This window comes from Rhizobium sp. BK399, assembly GCF_014194695.1.
Lineage (GTDB): Bacteria > Pseudomonadota > Alphaproteobacteria > Rhizobiales > Rhizobiaceae > Rhizobium.
Window position 1 is genome coordinate 154351 of sequence record NZ_JACIAH010000002.1, and the last position, 19552, is coordinate 173902.

A 19552-nucleotide genomic window follows, 5' to 3' on the forward strand; every position below is an offset into this window, starting at 1 on the left:
AAACCGGCGGACGCCCCAAACAATCTCCCGAGATATGGAAATCGTGTGACAGGACGCCGTCCGGCCTTGGCTACGCTTTATGCTCTTTCGAAACCGCGCGCCACTTCCCAGTCGGTAACGCGACGATCGTATTCTTCCTGCTCCCACTCGGCAGCACGGGTATAGTGGTCGATAACGTCATCGCCGAAGGCGCTACGCAGCATCTTCGATTCCGTCATGGCAGCGGTTGCTGCACGCAGGGTGCGCGGGATCTCGCGGACGCTGCGAGCGCCGTAGGCGTCGCCGACAAACGGCGACTCCAGCTCCATCTTCTTCTCGATACCCTCGATGCCGGCGGCGAGCAGTGCCGCAAACGCGAGATAAGGGTTGAGGTCCGAGCCGCCGACACGGCACTCGATGCGGATCGCGCGGGTATCGTCGCCGCAGAGCCGATAGCCGGCCGTGCGGTTGTCCTTGCTCCAGATCGCCTTCGTCGGCGCGAACGTGCCAGCCATGAAGCGCTTGTACGAGTTGATGTAAGGCGCAAGGAAATAGGTGATCTCGCTGGCGTGTGCGAGAAGACCGGCCACATAGTTGTTCATCAGCGGTGACATGCCGTACTTGCCGCCTTCGTCGTAGAAAAGCGGTGTCTTACCGTCGGCGCTCCAGAGGGACTGATGGATGTGCGACGAGCTACCAGCGGCATTGTAGTGCCACTTCGCGAGGAAGGTGATCGCCCTGCCCTTCGACCAGGCGATCTCCTTGCAGCCGTTCTTTATGATGGAGTGGCGGTCGGCCATGGTAAGCGCGTCGGCATACCGCACGTTGATTTCCTCCTGGCCCGCCGACGCCTCACCCTTCGAGTTCTCGACCGGAATACCGGCGCCTTGCAATCCGGTTCGGATTGCCCGCATGACCTCCTCTTCCTTGGTCGTCTGGAAGATGTGGTAGTCTTCGTTGTAGGCGCTGGCGAGCTTGAGGTTGCGATAACCGGATGCGTGTGCAGATTCGTAGGTCTGGTCGAATAGGAAGAATTCGAGTTCCGAGGCCATGAACGCCTTCATGCCCATGTCTTCCAGTCGCTTGACCTGCTTTTTCAGGATCGCGCGCGGCGAATGCGGTACTTCTTCATGCGTGTGGTGGTCAAGGAGGTCGCAGAGCACGAGCGCGGTGCCTTCGAGCCATGGAATGCGGCGCAGCGTCGAAAGATCGGGCTTCATCGTGTAGTCGCCATAGCCTTTTTCCCAGCTTGTCGCCTTGTAGCCGGACACGGTTTCCATCTCCATGTCGGTGGCAACGAGATAGTTGCAGCTATGCGTTTCCTTCCACGCGCTTTCCAGGAAGTATTCGGCCTGAAACCGCTTGCCCATCAGGCGGCCCTGCATGTCCACCTGGCACGCCAGAACCGTATCGATGCGCCCATCGGCTACATCCTGCTTGAGATCGTCGAGGGTATAGATGCTCATGGTGAATCCGCCTGAACTTGGAACTGAAATCGGTGCAACGAAAGAGCATGCAGTGAAACGAGTGAGCCGCCGTGATGCGTTTTCGTTGATCCGGAGAACGGGGCCGCTATCGCGGCCCCGGAGTCGGAGAGGGAAGTCGAGAACCTCAGGCTTCGCCGACTGCCTTTTCGGCTGCTGCGATCTCCGCCTGACGGCGCGCAACCTCGTCGCCGATCGGCGGTCCCTTGAAGCGGCGGTTTTCGAAGCCGAACCATACGATCGCGGTCAGCACGAGGAAGCCGACGGTGATGTAGAGAGCCCAATCGTTCGGAGGCTGGATGCCAAGAACGAAGATCAGCACCATCGCGAGGATCGACAGGATCGCGAACAGCTTGAACATGCCCTCGCCGAGGTTCCACGGCCCCATCTTGTCCCACTTCGACGTGCCCCAGGCAAAGAGGCCGAGGGTGATCGGGATCGCGAAGGAGAAGAACAGGAAGATGACCGTGCACGATACGACGATCGTGTAAACCGGCGTCTCACCGATCGAAACGAGCGACGAGCCCCAGACGAAAAGGACAGCGAGGATCGATCCGGTCCAGATGGCCGCGACCGGAGTACGGTACTTCGGGCTGACCTTCGACAGCGCCTTCGATGCAGGCAGACCGCCGTCACGCGAGAAGGCGAAGATCATACGCGAGACCGAGGTCACCGTTGCCAAGCCGCACAGCCACTGGCTGACGAAGATGGCGAGGTAGAGCAGATCCTTGACAACAGGGTTCACCTGGCTGTCCATCGCCCAGAAAAATACATTCCAGCCCTGCTTGGCTGCATCGTCCATGTTCGGCAGCATCAGCACGAAAGCGCACAGCATGATGTAACCGAAGAGCGCCGACCACAGGACCGAGGAAACCATGCCGCGTGGCACGGAATGCGCGGCTTTGACCGTTTCTTCCGAGGTATGCGCCGAAGCATCGTAGCCGGTGATCGTGTAGATTGGCAGCAAGAGACCGAGCAGGAAGACCCACGCGCCCGAAGTCGACGGCCAGACATTGCCACCCGCTTCGCCGGAGTAATTGGCGAAGGTAAAAAGCCGACCAATGTCATAGGACGGTGCTGCCAACAGGCAGACAGCGGCCAGTACGATCGCCGTCGCAAAGATCAGATAACCGGAGAAGTCCGTCAGCTTCGCCGTCAACCCAATCCCCATGTGGTTCACGAGCGCCTGCGCACCGGTAATGATAACCAGGAAGACGATGCGGACCATCGTGGTGTCTGTCAGGCCGAAGTAGCTTGTCCCGAAGGCGCCCATGAAGAAGTAGTAGGTGCCGACGTTGATCGCGCCCAGAACGGTGACGAGACCGAGCAGGTTGAACCATGCGGTTACCCAGCCGGTGAAGCGGTTGCCGAGAATCGAGCCCCAATGGTAGAGGCCGCCCGCGGTCGGATAGGCCGAACTGATCTGCGCCATCGCGACAGCGAACACCAGCGAGACGAAGCAACCGACCGGCCAACCGATGCCGATCGCCGCACCGCCGGCACCCGCCGTGGCTTGCGCCAGTGAGTTGATACCGCCGGAGAGGATGCAAATAATGGAAAACGAAACGGCAAAGTTCGAGAACGAGCTCATCCGCCGTTCCAGCTCCTGGGCGTAGCCCATGGAGTGCAGGATATGCATATCCTGCTTCTTGTCGTGATCCGTGTAATCGGACATGACTTCCCCCTGTTTAGCGATCATCCGCGGGATTGCGGATGATCATCCAGTGCCAAAGTGCCCGTGACGTTTTCGCCTACGGGCGGATCGCAGTTAGACTGCTCCCTGGGGTCTTTTTTTTCATTGTCAGGCGTCCAGGCTTTGCTGGAGAAGCCCTGTCAGATAGTCGGCCACGACCCCTTGACCGTCTTCGTCTGAGATGAGGTCGTTGCGGACCTCGATCATTACATTGCGGAGCCCATTGGACAGCCCATGCAGGATCAGCGTGTGGGTCACGCCATCCGCAGGGCCATAGGGCTCGTTGCGTTCGATTTTGTAGAGAGGCGAGCCGGACGATGCGGCGTTCAAAACGCTGTCTGCAAAGCGGCTGTCTTCGTCGTGCAGTATACCAATTTCCACAGCGCGCGTCTTGCCGTGGTACACCGGAGTGAAGCTGTGGACCGTTGCAATCACCGTCTCCCGCCCCCTCGCCTTACGATCGCGAATCAGTGCGCGAATGGCGTCATGGAAAGGAATATACAACGCTTCTGTCCGCGCGAGGCGTTCTTCCCCGCTGAGATGGGCATTGCCCGGTATCTCATAGACTTCGCTCTTCTCAGGCATGGCTCCGGCTGACTCCGGTGGCCTGTTGCAATCGTAGATCAGCCGAGAAAATCGCTGGTAGATGAGTGTGGCATCGAGAGCCTCCGAAATCCCGCGGGCCACGGCCAAAGCGCCCGGATCCCAGGCAATATGACTTTCCAGCGCTTCATCGGAGAGACCGAGTGTTCCGTACCGCTCAGGCAGCAATCGGGAAGCATGCTCGCAGATCACCAGCAACGAGCTCCTGCCGTTCGGTCGCTCGACCGAAACGCATTCGCCTTCCGCTTCGCTTAGGACCTTGAACTGAGCAGCCACCACAGGCGCATCCCGATCATTAATAAAGTATGTATAAGAAAAGAATTCTTCACGTTTCGACGACTGTCAAGCGCACTCTGAAAATTTCTTTTCATGACAGTAGTTGACATGGATTGTGACAGCGTTGTTAACTTTCAGTGGGAAAGTGGCACAAGACCAATCCCGGGGAGCATGATCGCGTGACCGCTGCGTCGAAGACAGTTTCGGACGTAATCCATTCGCATTTTGGCACGCTGACGCGGGCTGAAAAGCAATTGGCTGAGAGCCTTTTGGACAACTACCCTGTCTCCGGACTGGGAAGCATAACGACGATTGCTGAGAACGCCGGTGTGTCAACGCCAACGGTCGTGCGCATGGTCCAGAAGCTTGGGTTCAAGGGCTATCCCGACTTTCAGTCGCACCTCCATCAGGAAGTCGAAGCAACGATTTCAAACCCTATCGCCAAGCACGACCGCTGGGCCTCCAATGCGCCGGGCACGCATATTCTGAACCGCTTTGCCGACGCGATCATGGGCAATCTGCGCCAGACGCTGAGCGCGCTCGATACAGCGACGTTTGACAGCGTCGCCTCCCTCCTCTCCGACCGCAAGCGCGGCCTCTATTTTGTCGGCGGACGCATCACCGGCGCGCTCGCCGAATACTTCTTCACGCATATGCAGGTCATTCGCCCGAACACCGCTCTGCTCTCATCTAATTCGAGCAGCTGGCCGCAATACGTCCTCAATTTGAATCCCGGCGACTTGTTGGTCATCTTCGATATCCGCCGCTACGAGCAGGAGATGGTCAGTCTCGCGACCGCGGCCCGCAAGCGCGGAGCCGAGATTGTCGTGTTTACGGATCAATGGGGATCGCCTGCCGCCAAGCTCGCGCGCCACACGTTTCGTGTGCAGATCGAGGCCCCATCGGCCTGGGATTCATCAGTCGTCACTCTCTTTATTGTCGAAGCGCTGATCGAAGCCGTTCAGAGTTCGACATGGGACGAAACGAAAGAACGCATGAAAACGCTGGAGGGTCTGTTCGAACAAACCAGGCTCTTCCGCAAACTCAGTTAGGAGGGAAAATACGACAGCGAGATGACAGGCCGCGCTTGAGTGAACAACGTGTCGTAAATGAAACACCGCCGCCAAATGCCTGCTATACAAAGAAAAAATAAGGTCATCAAACTGTCACGAAAGCTTCACGTAACGTCAGTAACAGCATCGTCAGACACTGAACCACGAAGGAGAACAACAGTGATCTCTAATATTTCTAGAATTCTTTCACTTTCTACTGCAATTGTTGTTGCTTCGACTGCAATCGCAGCCGCTGAACCGAGCGCTGAACTCATCGCTGCCGCCAAGAAGGAAGGTACGCTGACCACCATCGCGCTTCCGCACGACTGGTGCGGCTACGGCGACGTCATCGCCGGCTTCAAGGCCAAGTACGGTCTCGAAGTCAACGAGCTGAACCCGGACGCCGGTTCGGGCGATGAAATCGAAGCCATCAAGGCCAACAAGGGCAACACCGGCCCGCAGGCTCCAGACGTGATCGACGTCGGCCTCTCCTTCGGTCCGTCAGCAAAGGCCGACGGCCTGATCCAGCCCTACAAGGTCTCCACCTGGGATTCGATCCCGGATAGCGCCAAGGATGCTGACGGCTTCTGGTACGGCGACTACTACGGCGTCCTCTCGTTTGTCGTGAACACCGACATCGTCAAGGAAGTCCCGAAGGACTGGGCCGACCTGAAGAAGTCGGACTACGCCAACAGCATCGCCCTCGCTGGTGATCCGCGCGCGTCGAACCAAGCTGTCCAGGCAGTTTACGCCGCAGGTATCGCAGCCGGTGAAAAGGATGCGACCAAGGCTGGTGAAGCCGGTCTCGCCTACTTCGCCGAACTCAACAAGGCCGGCAACCTTGTGCCTGTCATCGGCAAGTCTGCCTCGCTCGCTCAGGGCTCGACCCCGATCGTCGTCGCCTGGGACTACAACGGCCTGTCCTGGCGCGATACGCTGAAGGGCAACCCGCCGGTTGAAGTCGTCGTTCCGGCATCGGGCGTTAACGCTGGCGTCTACGTCCAGGCGATCTCCGCCTTCGCTCCGCATCCGAACGCTGCAAAGCTCTGGATGGAATACCTCTATTCGGACGAAGGTCAGCTTGGCTGGCTGAAGGGCTATTGCCACCCGATCCGCTTCAACGACCTCGCAGCCAACAAGAAGATCCCGCAGGAGCTTCTCGACAAGCTGCCGCCGGCTGCTGCCTATGAAAAGGCTGTCTTCCCGACGCTCGACGAGCAGGCTGCTGGCAAGGCTGCCATCACCGGCAAGTGGGACAGCGTTGTCGGCGCGAACGTTAAGTAATCTTTGACACAAGGCCTCTCCGCCCTTGGGCGGAGAGGTTTCGTTTTCATTGCCCCGATAAGGCTGTCGTCTATGAGCACCGTTTCAACATCCGTGGTCACGACCACGTCCATGATAAACCGCGACAAGATCGTAGACTGGCTCGGCATCGCACCGTTCATGATCTTCGCGTTGCTGTTCCTTATCGTGCCGACGCTTTATCTCGTGGCAGGCGCCTTCCTGACGCCTGAAGGCAATCTGACGCTCCAGAACATTGCCGACTTGTTCACGCCGTCGATCCTGAGCGCCTACTGGATCAGCATTCGGGTTTCGGTCGCCTCCGCCCTCGGCGGTGCGCTGATCGGCTTCTTTCTCGCCTGGGCCATCGTCCTCGGCGGCCTCCCAAACTGGGTCCGCTCGGGCCTTCTGACTTTTTCCGGCGTTGCTTCAAACTTCGCCGGCGTGCCGCTTGCTTTCGCCTTCCTCGCCACGCTTGGGCGCACCGGGCTCGTCACCGTATTGCTGCGCGATTGGTTCGGCTTCAATCTCTATTCCACCGGCTTCAACCTACTGAGCTTCTTCGGGCTCACCCTCACCTACATGTACTTCCAGATCCCGCTGATGGTGCTGATCCTGACGCCGGCTCTCGACGGGATGAAAAAGGAGTGGAAGGAAGCCGCGCTGATCCTCGGCGCCACCAACGGTCAGTATTGGCGGATGGTCGCCTTCCCGATCCTCTGGCCGAGCCTGATGGGCACGACGCTGCTGCTCTTTGCAAATGCTTTCGGTGCCATCGCGACCGCCTACGCGCTGACCGGTAGCTCGCTGAACATCGTGCCGATCCTGCTCTATGCGCAGATCCGCGGCGACGTTCTTCACAATGCCAACCTCGGCTATGCGCTGGCGCTAGGCATGATCGTCATCACCGGCCTCTCCAATCTCCTCTACATCCTGCTGCGCATGCGCGCTGAACGGTGGCAAAAATGAAGACTTCACGCCTTGGAGCCTGGATCGCCATTGCGTTCGGCTCGATTTACTTCCTGCTGCCACTCATCGCCACGATCGAATTCTCGCTGCGTATGCGCCGCGGCACATACAGTTTCGACGCCTACGCCTCGGTTTTTTCCGATGCGCAGTTCCGCGAAACCTTCGGCTATTCGATGCTGATGGCTCTGTTGACGATCATCTTCGGCATGCTGCTTGTGGTACCGACCGCCTACTGGGTGCGTCTGCGCCTGCCGCAAATCCGCCCGGTCGTAGAATTCATCACGCTGCTGCCACTGGTTATCCCGGCGATTGTGATCGTCTTCGGCTATCTGAGAATGTACAACTCATCCTCGATCCTGCCGCTGACGGGCTCGACCTCAGGCACCAACGTCCTGCTCGTCCTTTCCTATATGACGCTGTCACTACCCTACATGTACCGTGCGGTCGACACGGCGATGCGCGCAATCGACGTCCGCACCTTGACGGAGGCGGCCGAGAGCCTCGGCGCCAGCTGGACGACGATCATGTTCAAGTGCATCTTCCCGAACGTCATGAGCGGCGTGCTCTCGGGCGCCTTCATCACGCTCGCGATCGTCATGGGCGAATTCACCATGGCCGCTCTCCTCAATCGTCCGGCCTTCGGCCCCTACCTGCAGCTGGTCGGCGCTAACCGCGCTTACGAGCCGTCGGCGCTGGCGGTCATCGCCTTCTCGATCACCTGGCTCAGCATGGGCCTGCTCAATCTCGCCTCCCGCTTTCACCGAGCCGCTCCGGCCAAGTCGTAAGGTATCTGGTTTTCATGGCTTTCCTCGAACTCGCAAACCTCAAGAAATCCTTCGGCGCAACGCAGGTCGTGCATGACTTCAACATGCAGATCGAGAAGGGTGAATTCATTTCCTTCCTCGGCCCCTCGGGCTGCGGTAAGACGACCGTCCTGCGCATGATCGCAGGCTTCGAAACGCCCTCCGCCGGCCGCATAGCCATCGGCGGCAAGGAACAAAACAATCTGAAGCCGAACAAGCGCAATATCGGCATGGTTTTCCAGGCTTACGCGCTGTTTCCCAACATGACAGTTCACGACAACGTAGCCTTCGGCTTGAAGGTCGCCGGTGAGCAGGCAACCGAAATCGATCAGCGGGTAAAGGAAATGCTCGGGCTGATTAAGCTCGACCACCTCGCCGACCGCTATCCCTATCAGCTCTCAGGTGGACAGCAGCAGCGCGTGGCGCTGGCACGTGCGCTGGCGGTGCGCCCACAGGTGCTGTTGCTCGACGAGCCGCTGTCTGCCCTCGACGCCAAGATCCGCGTATCACTGCGCGAGGAAATCCGCGCGATCCAGCAGAAGCTCGGCATCACCACCGTCTTCGTGACGCACGACCAGGAGGAAGCCCTGTCGATCTCCGACCGCATCGTCGTCATGAACGCTGGTCGCGCCGACCAGATCGGAACACCCTTCGAGATCTACAACACGCCGGCCACGCGCTTCGTCGCCTCCTTCGTCGGCACGCTCAACATGATCGAGGCCAAGGTCGTCGATCCCGCCGTCAACCGTATCCAGATCGGCGATCAGGGGGTCACGCTAAAGCAGTCCGTCGCGGCTTTCAAAGCGGGCGATACGGTGTCTCTGGCGCTACGTCCGGAAGCCGGATCGTTGGCCGAGAGCGCACCATGCGACACGAAGCTGACCGGTCAGGTCGTCTCCGCGCACTTCCTCGGTTCGGTTATCCGCACCCGCATGAACGTCGGCGGCAACGTCATTTCCTTTGACATGTTCAACAGCCCCGGCGTAACGCCGCCACAAGCCGGAGAAACCGTAACGCTCCGTTTCATGGCAGCGGACCTGCTCGTCATCCGAGACTGAGCGCGCCCTAACCTTTGCGGTTTTGCCACACTCGTTCCCGCATTTCCGGCGCCATAGCTGAGGCGCCGGAAATTGCTTGAAATGGCGACGTCGATGCGCAACGACGGCTGAAACGTTTTCGTTAAGCAAAGTCAGCATGATGTCTCCCACGACGACAGCCTCCGCGCCTCGCCGCCTCACTTCGCAGGATTTTCGCACACTCGGTCTTTCTGCTCTCGGGGGTGCGCTTGAGTTCTACGACTTCATCATCTTCGTCTTCTTCGCGGCGGTGATTGGCAAGCTGTTCTTTCCAGCCGACATGCCGGAATGGCTGATAACGATCCAGACGTTCGGGATCTTCGCCGCCGGCTATCTGGTTCGTCCGCTCGGCGGCATCATCCTCGCCCATTTCGGCGACCTCTTTGGCCGCAAGCGCGTTTTTGCCTTCTCGATCCTGCTGATGGCGCTCTCTACGCTCGGCATGGCGGCGATGCCGACCTATGCGACCATCGGCATTGCCGCTCCGATCCTCCTTGTGCTCATGCGCATCCTGCAAGGTGCGGCGATCGGCGGTGAAGTGCCCGGCGCTTGGACCTTCGTGGCCGAACACGTTCCTTTCCGCCGGGTCGGTTTCGCCTGTGGCTTTCTCTGCTCCGGCCTGACGCTTGGCATCCTGCTCGGATCCTTCGTCGCAACGATCATTAACTCAGTCTTCACACCAGATGATGTCGCCGCCTATGCATGGCGCATCCCTTTCTTCCTGGGCGGCATCTTCGGCCTGGTTGCCGTCTATCTGCGCCGCTGGTTGCAGGAGACACCGATCTTTGCGGAGATGAAGCAAGCCCTCTCACTCGTTCCGGAGTTGCCGCTGAAAGCCGTCCTGCGCGACTACCCGCGCGGCGTCATCATCTCCATGCTGCTGACCTGGATCCTGTCGGCCGGTATTGTCGTGACGACTCTGATGACCGCGACCTTCCTGCAGAAGCTCTATGGCTACACCGCTCTGCAGTCGCTTGCGGCCACCAGCTTCGGTACGCTCTTCCTGATCTTCGGAACCGCTGCTGCCGGCGCAATCGTCGATCGGGTTGGCTCAGGACGCTTCTTTGTTGTCTCCAGCATCTTCTTTGGTGCAGCAACCTTCGCCTTCTATACCTACGCGGGCGTTTCGCTGACCGTCCTCTTCACGCTCTACGCTATCATGGGGCTTTCAGTCGGCATGGTTGGAGCAGTACCCTACGTCATGGTCCGCGCCTTTCCGGCCCGCGTTCGTTTCAGCGGCCTCTCCTTCTCCTACAACGTCTCCTATGCGATTTTCGGCGGCCTGACGCCTCTTGCAGTCGCATCGCTGCTGCCAATCAATCCGATGGCTCATGCCTACTACCTGCTCTTCATCGCCGCCCTCGCCTTCGTGCTAGGGCTCTATCTGATCGCCAAGGGAGACAGCGTCGAGGCAGACGTCGGCATCGAGGAACTCACCGAGCGCCTCGCCGCCTAGCTGTCGGAGGCGTGTGGCCACCGTCCGGCTTTGCTTCAAAGGAATGCTTCAATGATTACTTGCTATCTGCGTTACACGATCGACCCATACAAGGTTGCCGAATTCGAGGAGTATGCGCGCCTCTGGATTCCGATCGTCAATCGAATGGGAGGCACGCATCACGGCTATTTCCTGCCGTCCGAGGGCGCGAACAACATTGCCATTGCGCTGTTTTCGTTCCCGAGCCTCGCGGCCTACGAAGACTATCGCACGCGCATGGCAAGCGATCCCGAATGCCAGGCCGCATTCGATCTGGACAAACGAAATCGCAGCATCATCAGCTACGAGCGCAGTTTCATGCGCCCTGTCCTTGGCTGATCGATAGAAATGGAAAGCCCCGCTCTATGGCGGGGCTTTCAGTTTGAAGTCGGGCTCTAGCGGATTGCCTGGTCATTGGCATCGAACCGATGCATGTGGCCCGTGTCCGGCGTCGCATAGACGATCTCATCCGGCTCGTACTTATGCTCCCCGAATAGCCGCGCCGTGATCAGGCCGCACTGCTCGGATTCGAGATAGATGATCGTGTCCGCGCCGAGATGTTCGACGTGGACGACCTTCGCCCGCCATGTTCCCTGCTCGCGCGAAAGGGTGAGATGCTCCGGGCGCACGCCGACAGTCTTTGCGCCCGCATCTCCAACCTTGTCACCCGGAATGAAGTTCATCATCGGCGAACCGATGAAACCCGCAACGAAGGTGTTTGCGGGACGGTTGTACAGCTCCATCGGTGAACCGACCTGCTCGATCGCGCCGGCATTCAGGACCACGATCTTGTCGGCGAGCGTCATCGCCTCGACCTGGTCGTGGGTGACGTAGATCATCGTCGCCTTGAGGCTGCGGTGCAGCCGGGCGATTTCGAGGCGCGTCTGAACACGCAAGGCTGCGTCGAGGTTCGACAACGGTTCGTCGAAAAGGAAGAGCGCCGGCTCGCGCACGATCGCACGGCCAATGGCGACGCGCTGGCGCTGGCCACCAGAAAGCTCCGCCGGGCGCCGCGCGAGATACGGTTCAAGCGACAGCATCGAGGAGGCCTTCTTGACGAGCGTCTCGATCTCGTCCTTCGGCGTGCCGGCCTGCTTGAGGCCAAGGCCCATGTTGTCCTTGACCGTCAGGTGCGGATAGAGCGCGTAGGACTGGAACACCATCGCGATGCCGCGCTTGGCGGGAGGCGTCAGCGTCTCGTCCTTGCCATTGATGAGAACGGCACCCGAGGTGACGTCTTCCAGTCCGGCAATGCTGCGCAACAGGGTTGATTTGCCGCAACCCGAAGGTCCGACAAAAATGACGAACTCGCCGTCCTTGACCTCCAGGTCGATGCCCTTGAGCACCTCATGCGTGCCGTAGGTCTTGCGGATGGATTTGAGTTGAAGCGATCCCACTAGTCGTATTCCTTACAGTTTGACCGGCTCTTGGAGCCTGACGGCCTGGCCGATACGCACGCTTTCGTCGGCGGCGAGGCAGATGCGCAGCGAAGCGACGGCGTCTGCCATGTGGCGGTTGAGGTCGATGTCCTCGCGAATGGCCTTCAGCATGAAAGCCTGCTCGCGGTCGCAGAGTTCCTGATGGCCGGGCTCGCCCTCCATCGTCATGTCCTGGTCCGGTCGGATGAACTTTCCGTCAGGTCCCGTCTCCGCGGTGTGCAGGCGGATAACCGAGGTCTTTGTGTGAGCGTCGATATCGTCAGACTTGGCGTTCGGGTCCATGACGATCGAGACCGATCCCTTCGGCGACATGATGTCTTTCACGAAGAACGCCGTTTCCGAGATCATCGGCCCCCAGCCGGCCTCGTACCAGCCGACGGAACCATCCTCGAACAGCACCTGAAGTTGGCCGTAGTTATACATGTCGGGTGCAATTTCGTCGGAGAGCCGCAATCCCATCCCTCGCACCTCCACCGGCTTGGCATCGGTGATCTGGCACATGACATCGACATAGTGCACGCCGCAATCGACGATCGGCGACGTCGTCTGCATCAGCGATTTGTGCGTCTCCCACGTCGGACCACTGGACTGCTGGTTGAGATTCATACGGAAGACATAAGGGCCACCGAGCTTGCGCGCCTCTTCTATCAATCGCATCCAGGATGGGTGGTGGCGAAGGATGTAGCCGATCACCAGCTTCCGGCCAGCCTTCTTTGCCGCCGCGACGACGCGCTCAGCATCGGCGACAGTTGTCGCCAGCGGCTTTTCGACGAAGACATCGCAACCTGCCTCGAAGGCAGCGACCGCGTAGTCGGCGTGGGTGTCAGAATAGGTGCAGACTGCGCAGAGATCCGGCTTTAACTCGACAAGTGCTGCCAGGAAATCCGAATAGATCTCGTAGCCCCGCAACTCCTCAGGCAGCTTTGGCTTGGAGCGGTTGACCAGCCCGACAATCTCGAAACCGGGATTGTTGTGGTAGGCCAACGCATGGCTGCGTCCCATATTGCCGAGGCCGGCGACGAGAACGCGGATTGACTTGTCGGACGCACTCACTTGACCGCTCCCGAAGTAATGCCGCGGATCAGCTGCCGCGAGAAGATGACGTAGAGAACGAGGATCGGCAGGATCGCCAACGAAAGTGCCGCAAGCACTGCGTTCCAATTGGTCACGAACTGACCGATGAAGATCTGCGATCCGAGGGTGACCGTCTTCGTTGCTTCCGACGGCGCCAGGATCAAGGGGAACCAGAGATCGTTCCAGATCGGGATCATCGTGAAGACGGCAACGGTGGCCATGGCCGGGCGCACCAGCGGCAGCACCAACCGGAAGAAGATCGAATATTCCGACAGCCCATCGATGCGACCGGCATTCTTCAGATCGTCGGAGACGGTCCGCATGAATTCCGACAGGATGAAGATCGCCAGCGGAATACCCTGCGCCGTATAAACGAGGATCAGCGCCGTCAGCGTGTTGACGAGGCCGGCTGCCACCATCCCCTGCAGGATGGCGACCGTGCCGAGGCGGATCGGGATCATGATGCCGATCGCCATGTAAAGACCCGTCAGCGTGTTGCCCTTGAACTTGTATTCGGAGAGAGCGAAGGCGGCCATCGCGCCGAACAACAGCACGAAGAAGATCGAAACGACCGTGACGATGAAGCTGTTCTGGAAATAGGTGGCAAAGTCACCCTGCCCCAGCACGGTCTGGTACCCGACAAGGCTGAATGTGGAGGGCGTCGGCACCTGCATCGGCGAACGGAAGATCGCGTTGCGGTCCTTGAACGAGTTGATGATCGTTAGGAACACCGGGAAGATGGCAACCAGCGTATAGCCGATAAGTGCCAGGTGAACGAGACCGGTGCGGATTGGGGATGTGCGTGCTCTGTTGGACATGACACCCTCCTCAGAACTGGTACCGGCGCATGCGCCGCTGGATGGCAAAGAGATAGAAAGACACGCCGGCGAGGATGATCAGGAACATCACTGTCGCGATCGTCGCCCCCATTGAGCGGTCACCGAGCTGCAGCTGGAAACCGAAGAACGTGCGATAGAGCAGCGTACCAAGGATGTCCGTCGACATATCGGGCCCGGCAAGCGCACCTTGCACTGTATAAACCAGGTCGAAGGCGTTGAAATTTCCGACGAATGTCAAGATCGAGATGATGCCGATCGCCGGCAGGATAAGCGGCAGCTTAATCTTCCAGAATTGTGCCCAGCCGGTGATGCCGTCGCACTCGGCGGCTTCGATCACCTCTTCCGGGATGCTGAGAAGCGCTGCGTAGATCAGCATCATCGGAATGCCGATGTACTGCCAGTTCGAGATCAGCGACACGGCGATCAGCGCCGGTCCGGATTGTCCGAGCCATGGAGCGAAGAGCGACTTCATGCCAACAAGGCTCATCAGCCACGGCGCAACGCCCCAGATCGGCGACAGGATAAGCTTCCAGATGAAGCCGACGATCACGAAGGAAAGCAGTGTCGGCAGGAACATCGCGGTGCGGTAGAACGCCACGAAGCGCAGCCGCGGCGTCGACAGCAGCGCGGCCAGCGCGATGCCGATCGGATTCTGCACGCACATGTGAATGAGGAAGAAGATGAAGTTGTTGACCAGCGCGTTCCAGAAGTCACGGGCCCAGCGGGCATCGCCGAACAGCACCTTGTAATTCGCGAGACCGACGAAGGCAGGCGCGCCATCGACCGTGTTGTAGAACGAAAGCCTCAGCGTTTCGATCAGCGGCAGGATCATGATCGCCGAGTAGACGACGAATGCCGGGAAAAGAAAGACGCCGATGTGCCAGCGCACGGGGCGCTTGATGGGAACGACATCGACAGCGGATAGGGCTTCGCTCATGGCTTTTGCCTGTTCTTCTTGGCGGCGCCTCTGGCGCAGCGCATCTGACACGGCGGGCAGAACGCCCTTTCCTCTAATCGTCTCCCCGTCCGCTCGGGTTTCGAAGGCGGCGGGGAGAGGAAAAGCGGATACGAAATTGGCTTTGAGCCGGCGTGAGGGACGGCTGACGCCGCCCCTCGGCTTTCATTACTTGCCTGGCTTGTACCAGCCGTCGAGGCCCTTCTGGAGCTTGTCGGCGGCTGCCTGCGGCGTGTCGGTGCCGTTGATGACGTTCGCCGACTCAATCCAGGTCTCGTTTTCGAGGTTTGGCGTGCCGCGCCCGAGGATCTGATAGGTCGAACGGATCGTCGACTTGTACGGGCCGCGCCAGGAAACGAATTCCTGAGCCAGCGGATCGCTCATCTTCACCGGGTTGGAGTTCAGGCTGAAGAAGCCCGGCAGCGAGTTCGCGTAGATGTCGGCGAATTCGCCGGACGCAACCCACGACAGGAACTTCTTGGCTTCTTCGGCATGCGTGCTCTTGGCATTCAGCGCGACGCCAATATCCGGATGGTCGGAGATGTAGCCCTGGTCGCCAGCCTTCGGAACCGGCGGCGGGAAGGCGCCCATCTTGAACTGCGCCTGGCTGTTGAACAGCGCGATTTCCCAGGAACCGGCCGGGTAGATCGCCGCACGACCGAGCGTGAAGAGGTTCTGGCTATCCGAATAGGTCTGAGCTTCGAAGCCATCGCCAAGGTACGGCTTCCACTTGGCGAGCTCTTCATACGGCTTGACCCAGTCGGCATCCGTCAGCTTCTGCTTGCCTTCGATCAGCGCCAAACGACCGTCTTCACCCTTCCAGTAGTTTGGGCCGATGTTCTGGTAGCCCATGGTTGCGGCTTCCCAGAGGTCCTTCGTGCCCATGGCGAGCGGGATATAGGTGCCGTCCGCCTTGATCTTCTCCAGAGCTGCGAAGAACTCGTCTTCCGTCTTCGGAACGGAGATGCCGAGCTTGTCGAAGGCGTCCTTGTTGTAGATGAAGCCGTGGATGACCGAAGCCATCGGCACGCAGAAGGTGGATTTGCCGTCATCGGTCGACCAGGCAGCCTTGGCAACCGGCGTGAAATTCTCCATGCCAGACAGGCTCGTGAGATCGGCGAGCTGCTGCTTCTTGAAGAGTTCAAGAGACGTATCGAACGGACGGCAGGTGATGATATCGCCAGCGGAGCCCGCATCGAGCTTGGCATTCAGCGAAGCGTTGTATTCCGTCGGCGCGGTCGGCGAGAAGACGATCTTGATGCCCGGGTTCTTGGCTTCGAACGCCGGGATGATCTTTTCCTGCCAGATCTGCAGGTCGTCGTTACGCCAGCTTTCGACCGTCAGCGTGACGTCGGCGGCATGAGCGAAGCCGACGGATGTCAGCAGGCTCGAAGCCAGCAGGAAGCCTTTCAGTGCAGTGTGTCTCATTTCCCTCTCCTGTTTTGAGCGCCGATAAGGCGCCGTTCTTGACCTGAAACGAGCGACTGCATGCACGAGGTGACACGCAGCGCCCCATTGAGGGCCGTCAACAACTGCCGGCCCGAAAGCTCGATCGGCACGACAGGCAAACACCCGTCGACCAGACAGCGTACCCGAACAAGAAACCGATCCGGCACAGCCATGAAAGGGAAAACTGACGGCAAGAACGGCTTGAGGGCGACAAAGCCGCCACGACCGATTCCGCATTTCATCGAGTGGCCCGGCTTATCTCAGTCCTGCCGGTTTATCGCTGCCCGATGCGCTGTTCCCTTTGAGTTGAATTAAGGCCAAAAAAATACCAATTGTCCAGCCAATTTTAACATCTGAACGACAGAAATGCTGCATTGAAAATTTTATCGTTCAAAATCAATAATATAAAAAGATGAATTTTTGCTACGCTTTGCACTTGGTAAATGGTATTTTTTTGGTATTGTAATAAAAACGAGGGAAACGAGCGGATTTTCGGTGGTTCAATGACAGAACTTGCGATCGGCATTGATGGCGGCGGCTCCAGTTGCCGCGCCGCGGTCACGAATGCGGCGGGGCATATCCTCGGCCGTGGCACAGCCGGTCCGTCGAACATCCTCTCCGACCTCGACAATTCGCTGCTCAACATCGTGGCGTCGGCCAGAAACGCATTGCGCGACGCCGGCCTATCGCCTGAAACCGTTTCCACCGTCGCTGCCGTGGTTGGCGTTGCCGGCGCGAACGTCGGCGATTATGCCGAACGGATCGAGCGCGCCCTGCCCTTTGCCAGACGCCGGGTTGTCACTGACGCAACGACAGCCCTGCAGGGAGCTCTCGGCGATTACGACGGCGTGATCGGCGCATTCGGCACAGGGTCCGTTTACAATGCGCGCCGCAACGGCAAGCTCTACGGCATTGGAGGCTGGGGGTTCGTTGTCGGTGATCAGGCAAGCGGCGCTCGCCTCGGCCGCGACCTCTTGGAGCAGTCCCTGCTTGCGCATGACGGGGTGCGCCCGTCCTCGCCTGTGACCCAGACCGTCATGGCCGAGTATGGCGACAATCCCGAGCGCGTCGTCGAGTTCGCCCATGTATCCCGTCCCAATGACTTTGCCCGCTATGCACCCGTCGTTTTCGAGGCTGCAGCCAAGGGCGACCCGGTTGCGACGGCGATCGTTCGGAACGCAGCAGCCTCGATCGGAGAGAGCCTTGATGCACTGCTCTGGCCGGAATGCGAGGCGATCTGCCTGTTGGGCGGGCTGGCGAACGCCTATCGCCCGTGGCTCGCAGAACGTCACGTTGCTCTGCTGCGCGAGCCGCGCGGCGACGTCCTGCAGGGCGCCATCGATCTCGCTGTGAAGTTTCTGCACGAGGAAGGAGCCGGCGCGGTATGACCGACGATTTTGCAAACCTTCTCTCCCCCGAACGCCTTCAGGCCGGCGGCACCGGCCCGCTTTACGTCAAACTGCGCCGCACGTTGGAAGATGCCATTCGAACAGGCACGCTTGGCCATGGCGACGCTCTGCCACCCGAGCGTGACATCGCGGAATTTGCAACAGTCAGCCGGGTGACTGTGCGCAAGGCAATTGATGAACTGGTTGCCGACGGACTGTTGGTTCGCCGCCATGGCTCCGGCACCTTCGTGACCAAGCCCGTTTCGAAGGTCGAGCAGCGCCTTTCGCAGCTCACGTCCTTTACCGAGGATATGGCCCGTCGGGGCATGACCTCGCGCTCTGAATGGCTGCACAAGGGCATTCATACGCCCTCGCCGGATGAAATGATGATTCTCGGCCTCGCGACGGATGTCAGGGTCTCACGCCTCAGCCGATTGCGCATCGCTGATGACCAGCCGCTGGCTATCGAAAACGCCAGCGTCTCTGGAGAATTCCTGCCCGATCCCTTTGTCGTGACAACGTCGCTTTATGCCGAACTCGAGCGCCGTCAGGTCCGCCCGGTCCGCGCCGTGCAGCGGATTTCCGCTACCAACATGAAGGAAGCCGACGCCCATCTGCTCGGCGTACCCGTCGGCGCTGCAGGGCTGTCGATCGAGCGTATCTCCTATCTCGGCTCGGGGCGAGCGGTTGAATTTACGCGCTCGCTCTATCGCGGCGATGCCTATGATTTTGTCGCCGAACTGACGATCGGCGTGCCGTGATGCCTGGTCGCATTGAAGAGACGGCGAATGGCGTCTATTCCATGTACCATGACAGCTCGCATCACACTCCTCGACAGCATCTCCGATCCCGGAAATCCCGCAAAGCCGAATGACGACAGCTTCGGCTGCAACGAGTCCTGCGCCTTCGTCATCGACGGTGCCACGGGGCTCGGCGACCGCCAATATATGGATGTGGCGGGCAGTGACGCCGCCTGGATCGCCCAGCATTTCGCTCGCGGCTTTGAGGATCAGATCACTCGTGAGTCCAGCATCTCGGAGGTTGCGCGCGGCCTCTCGGTCGCAGCCCGGGCAGCTTTTCTCCGACACAACGAGAACGTGCCGCGTTATGCCTGGCCATTGACAGCATTCGCGATGCTGCATCAGACACGCGATGGCTTCTACTTCATCGGCCTCGGCGACTCCAGCGTCTTCCTGCTACAGGAAGACGGCTCCGCCACCATGCACATGGCAATCCCGGGTGCCTATCAATATGAGCAGAACCAAGCCCGAAAACACATTGCGCGCACAGGCGGCATCACGAAGGAAGGTGGCGCGCTCGGCAATACCGAGACCCTCGCCTCGTTGCGCCAGCACCGCGAACGGCAGAATACGCCGGAGAGCGGGGTCTGGACCCTAGGCCTCGTACCGGAGGCAGCCGACCACCTGATTTCTGAACGGCTGGATGTCGGGCGCAAGGCGCACGCAATTGTCTGCAGCGACGGCCTTTCGGATCTCGCGGTCCTTTACGCAGCCTATGATTCAGCGGGCCTCGTACGCACCGCACGCGACAAGGGCTTGCGGCCAATGCTTGATGAACTCAGGCACTTCGAACGCGAGATCGATCCCGAAGGCCTCCGCTACCCGCGCTACAAGCAGAGTGACGATACCACCGCCCTGCTTGTCGAATTGACGCCTGACGCCTGAGACAACTTTCGATTCAGAATCAGTGCTTTGCGC

General features: G+C 59.5%; 18 protein-coding genes. 10 read left to right on the forward strand and 8 right to left on the reverse strand.

The window, feature by feature from the left end; translation table 11 throughout:
• Nucleotides 1-77 precede the first annotated feature (77 nt).
• The 3 genes from FHT97_RS07250 to FHT97_RS07260 form a co-directional block, all read right to left on the reverse strand.
• On the reverse strand, nt 78-1445 hold the full coding sequence (locus tag FHT97_RS07250; RefSeq protein WP_183860961.1) for a glutamine synthetase family protein: 1368 nt from the start codon (nt 1443-1445) through the stop codon (nt 78-80).
• A gap of 145 nt (nt 1446-1590) precedes the next feature.
• On the reverse strand, nt 1591-3138 hold the full coding sequence (locus FHT97_RS07255) for an amino acid permease (RefSeq protein WP_183754509.1): 1548 nt from the start codon (nt 3136-3138) through the stop codon (nt 1591-1593).
• A gap of 126 nt (nt 3139-3264) precedes the next feature.
• Nucleotides 3265-4038 (reverse strand): N-formylglutamate amidohydrolase, encoded by a 774-nt coding sequence (locus FHT97_RS07260; RefSeq protein ID WP_183860963.1) that lies wholly within the window; start codon nt 4036-4038, stop codon nt 3265-3267.
• Between the two features lie 176 nt (nt 4039-4214).
• Between FHT97_RS07260 and FHT97_RS07265 the strand changes: the two genes are divergently transcribed.
• From FHT97_RS07265 to FHT97_RS07295, 7 genes are all read left to right on the forward strand, one after another.
• Nucleotides 4215-5087 (forward strand): MurR/RpiR family transcriptional regulator, encoded by an 873-nt coding sequence (locus tag FHT97_RS07265; protein ID WP_183860965.1) that lies wholly within the window; start codon nt 4215-4217, stop codon nt 5085-5087.
• 180 nt (nt 5088-5267) lie between these two features.
• Nucleotides 5268-6371, forward strand: coding sequence for an ABC transporter substrate-binding protein (locus FHT97_RS07270; RefSeq protein ID WP_183754503.1), 1104 nt, complete (start codon nt 5268-5270; stop codon nt 6369-6371).
• Between the two features lie 72 nt (nt 6372-6443).
• Nucleotides 6444-7337, forward strand: a complete 894-nt coding sequence (locus FHT97_RS07275) for an ABC transporter permease subunit (protein ID WP_183754501.1) — start codon at nt 6444-6446, stop codon at nt 7335-7337.
• A complete protein-coding gene (locus tag FHT97_RS07280) occupies nt 7334-8122 on the forward strand; it encodes an ABC transporter permease (RefSeq protein ID WP_183754499.1) in 789 nt (262 codons plus the stop codon). Before FHT97_RS07275 ends, FHT97_RS07280 begins: the two co-directional genes overlap by 4 nt.
• Before the next feature lie 14 nt (nt 8123-8136).
• Nucleotides 8137-9198 (forward strand): ABC transporter ATP-binding protein, encoded by a 1062-nt coding sequence (locus FHT97_RS07285; RefSeq protein WP_016554562.1) that lies wholly within the window; start codon nt 8137-8139, stop codon nt 9196-9198.
• Between the two features lie 139 nt (nt 9199-9337).
• A complete protein-coding gene (locus FHT97_RS07290; protein ID WP_183861411.1) occupies nt 9338-10672 on the forward strand; it encodes an MFS transporter in 1335 nt (444 codons plus the stop codon).
• A 51-nt stretch (nt 10673-10723) separates the two neighbouring features.
• Complete coding sequence (locus tag FHT97_RS07295) at nt 10724-11029, forward strand: NIPSNAP family protein (RefSeq protein WP_183860966.1); 306 nt, start codon at nt 10724-10726, stop codon at nt 11027-11029.
• 56 nt (nt 11030-11085) lie between these two features.
• Here FHT97_RS07295 and FHT97_RS07300 read toward each other — a convergent pair whose 3' ends face one another.
• The 5 genes from FHT97_RS07300 to FHT97_RS07320 form a co-directional block, all read right to left on the reverse strand.
• The gene (locus tag FHT97_RS07300; RefSeq protein WP_183860968.1) at nt 11086-12087 is read right to left on the reverse strand and encodes an ATP-binding cassette domain-containing protein; all 1002 of its coding nucleotides are present in this window, start codon (nt 12085-12087) and stop codon (nt 11086-11088) included.
• Nucleotides 12088-12099: 12 nt separating this feature from the next.
• A complete protein-coding gene (locus tag FHT97_RS07305) occupies nt 12100-13182 on the reverse strand; it encodes a Gfo/Idh/MocA family oxidoreductase (RefSeq protein WP_183860970.1) in 1083 nt (360 codons plus the stop codon).
• A complete protein-coding gene (locus FHT97_RS07310) occupies nt 13179-14021 on the reverse strand; it encodes a carbohydrate ABC transporter permease (RefSeq protein WP_016554567.1) in 843 nt (280 codons plus the stop codon). The genes FHT97_RS07305 and FHT97_RS07310 overlap by 4 nt, the downstream gene beginning before the upstream one ends.
• Before the next feature lie 10 nt (nt 14022-14031).
• Complete coding sequence (locus tag FHT97_RS07315) at nt 14032-14979, reverse strand: sugar ABC transporter permease (protein WP_016554568.1); 948 nt, start codon at nt 14977-14979, stop codon at nt 14032-14034.
• 186 nt (nt 14980-15165) lie between these two features.
• A complete protein-coding gene (locus FHT97_RS07320) occupies nt 15166-16425 on the reverse strand; it encodes an ABC transporter substrate-binding protein (RefSeq protein WP_016554569.1) in 1260 nt (419 codons plus the stop codon).
• A 524-nt stretch (nt 16426-16949) separates the two neighbouring features.
• Here FHT97_RS07320 and FHT97_RS07325 point away from each other — a divergent pair.
• The 3 genes from FHT97_RS07325 to FHT97_RS07335 are packed head-to-tail and all read left to right on the forward strand — an operon-like array spanning nt 16950 to nt 19519.
• On the forward strand, nt 16950-17834 hold the full coding sequence (locus tag FHT97_RS07325; protein ID WP_183860972.1) for an N-acetylglucosamine kinase: 885 nt from the start codon (nt 16950-16952) through the stop codon (nt 17832-17834).
• Nucleotides 17831-18595, forward strand: coding sequence for a GntR family transcriptional regulator (locus FHT97_RS07330; protein ID WP_183860974.1), 765 nt, complete (start codon nt 17831-17833; stop codon nt 18593-18595). Before FHT97_RS07325 ends, FHT97_RS07330 begins: the two co-directional genes overlap by 4 nt.
• Before the next feature lie 48 nt (nt 18596-18643).
• A complete protein-coding gene (locus tag FHT97_RS07335) occupies nt 18644-19519 on the forward strand; it encodes a protein phosphatase 2C domain-containing protein (RefSeq protein WP_183861412.1) in 876 nt (291 codons plus the stop codon).
• Nucleotides 19520-19552: the final 33 nt, after the last annotated feature.

What these genes read in the sequence shown, in the direction of transcription:
- FHT97_RS07275 (WP_183754501.1), top strand. Translation starts at nt 6,444, where the DNA reads ATGAGCACCGTTTCAACATCCGTGGTCACGACCACGTCCATGATAAAC.
- FHT97_RS07250 (WP_183860961.1), bottom strand. Translation starts at nt 1,445, where the DNA reads ATGAGCATCTATACCCTCGACGATCTCAAGCAGGATGTAGCCGATGGG.
- FHT97_RS07290 (WP_183861411.1), top strand. Translation starts at nt 9,338, where the DNA reads ATGTCTCCCACGACGACAGCCTCCGCGCCTCGCCGCCTCACTTCGCAG.
- FHT97_RS07280 (WP_183754499.1), top strand. Translation starts at nt 7,334, where the DNA reads ATGAAGACTTCACGCCTTGGAGCCTGGATCGCCATTGCGTTCGGCTCG.
- FHT97_RS07295 (WP_183860966.1), top strand. Translation starts at nt 10,724, where the DNA reads ATGATTACTTGCTATCTGCGTTACACGATCGACCCATACAAGGTTGCC.
- FHT97_RS07325 (WP_183860972.1), top strand. Translation starts at nt 16,950, where the DNA reads ATGACAGAACTTGCGATCGGCATTGATGGCGGCGGCTCCAGTTGCCGC.
- FHT97_RS07255 (WP_183754509.1), bottom strand. Translation starts at nt 3,138, where the DNA reads ATGTCCGATTACACGGATCACGACAAGAAGCAGGATATGCATATCCTG.
- FHT97_RS07285 (WP_016554562.1), top strand. Translation starts at nt 8,137, where the DNA reads ATGGCTTTCCTCGAACTCGCAAACCTCAAGAAATCCTTCGGCGCAACG.
- FHT97_RS07335 (WP_183861412.1), top strand. Translation starts at nt 18,644, where the DNA reads ATGACAGCTCGCATCACACTCCTCGACAGCATCTCCGATCCCGGAAAT.
- FHT97_RS07310 (WP_016554567.1), bottom strand. Translation starts at nt 14,021, where the DNA reads ATGTCCAACAGAGCACGCACATCCCCAATCCGCACCGGTCTCGTTCAC.
- FHT97_RS07320 (WP_016554569.1), bottom strand. Translation starts at nt 16,425, where the DNA reads ATGAGACACACTGCACTGAAAGGCTTCCTGCTGGCTTCGAGCCTGCTG.
- FHT97_RS07315 (WP_016554568.1), bottom strand. Translation starts at nt 14,979, where the DNA reads ATGAGCGAAGCCCTATCCGCTGTCGATGTCGTTCCCATCAAGCGCCCC.
- FHT97_RS07330 (WP_183860974.1), top strand. Translation starts at nt 17,831, where the DNA reads ATGACCGACGATTTTGCAAACCTTCTCTCCCCCGAACGCCTTCAGGCC.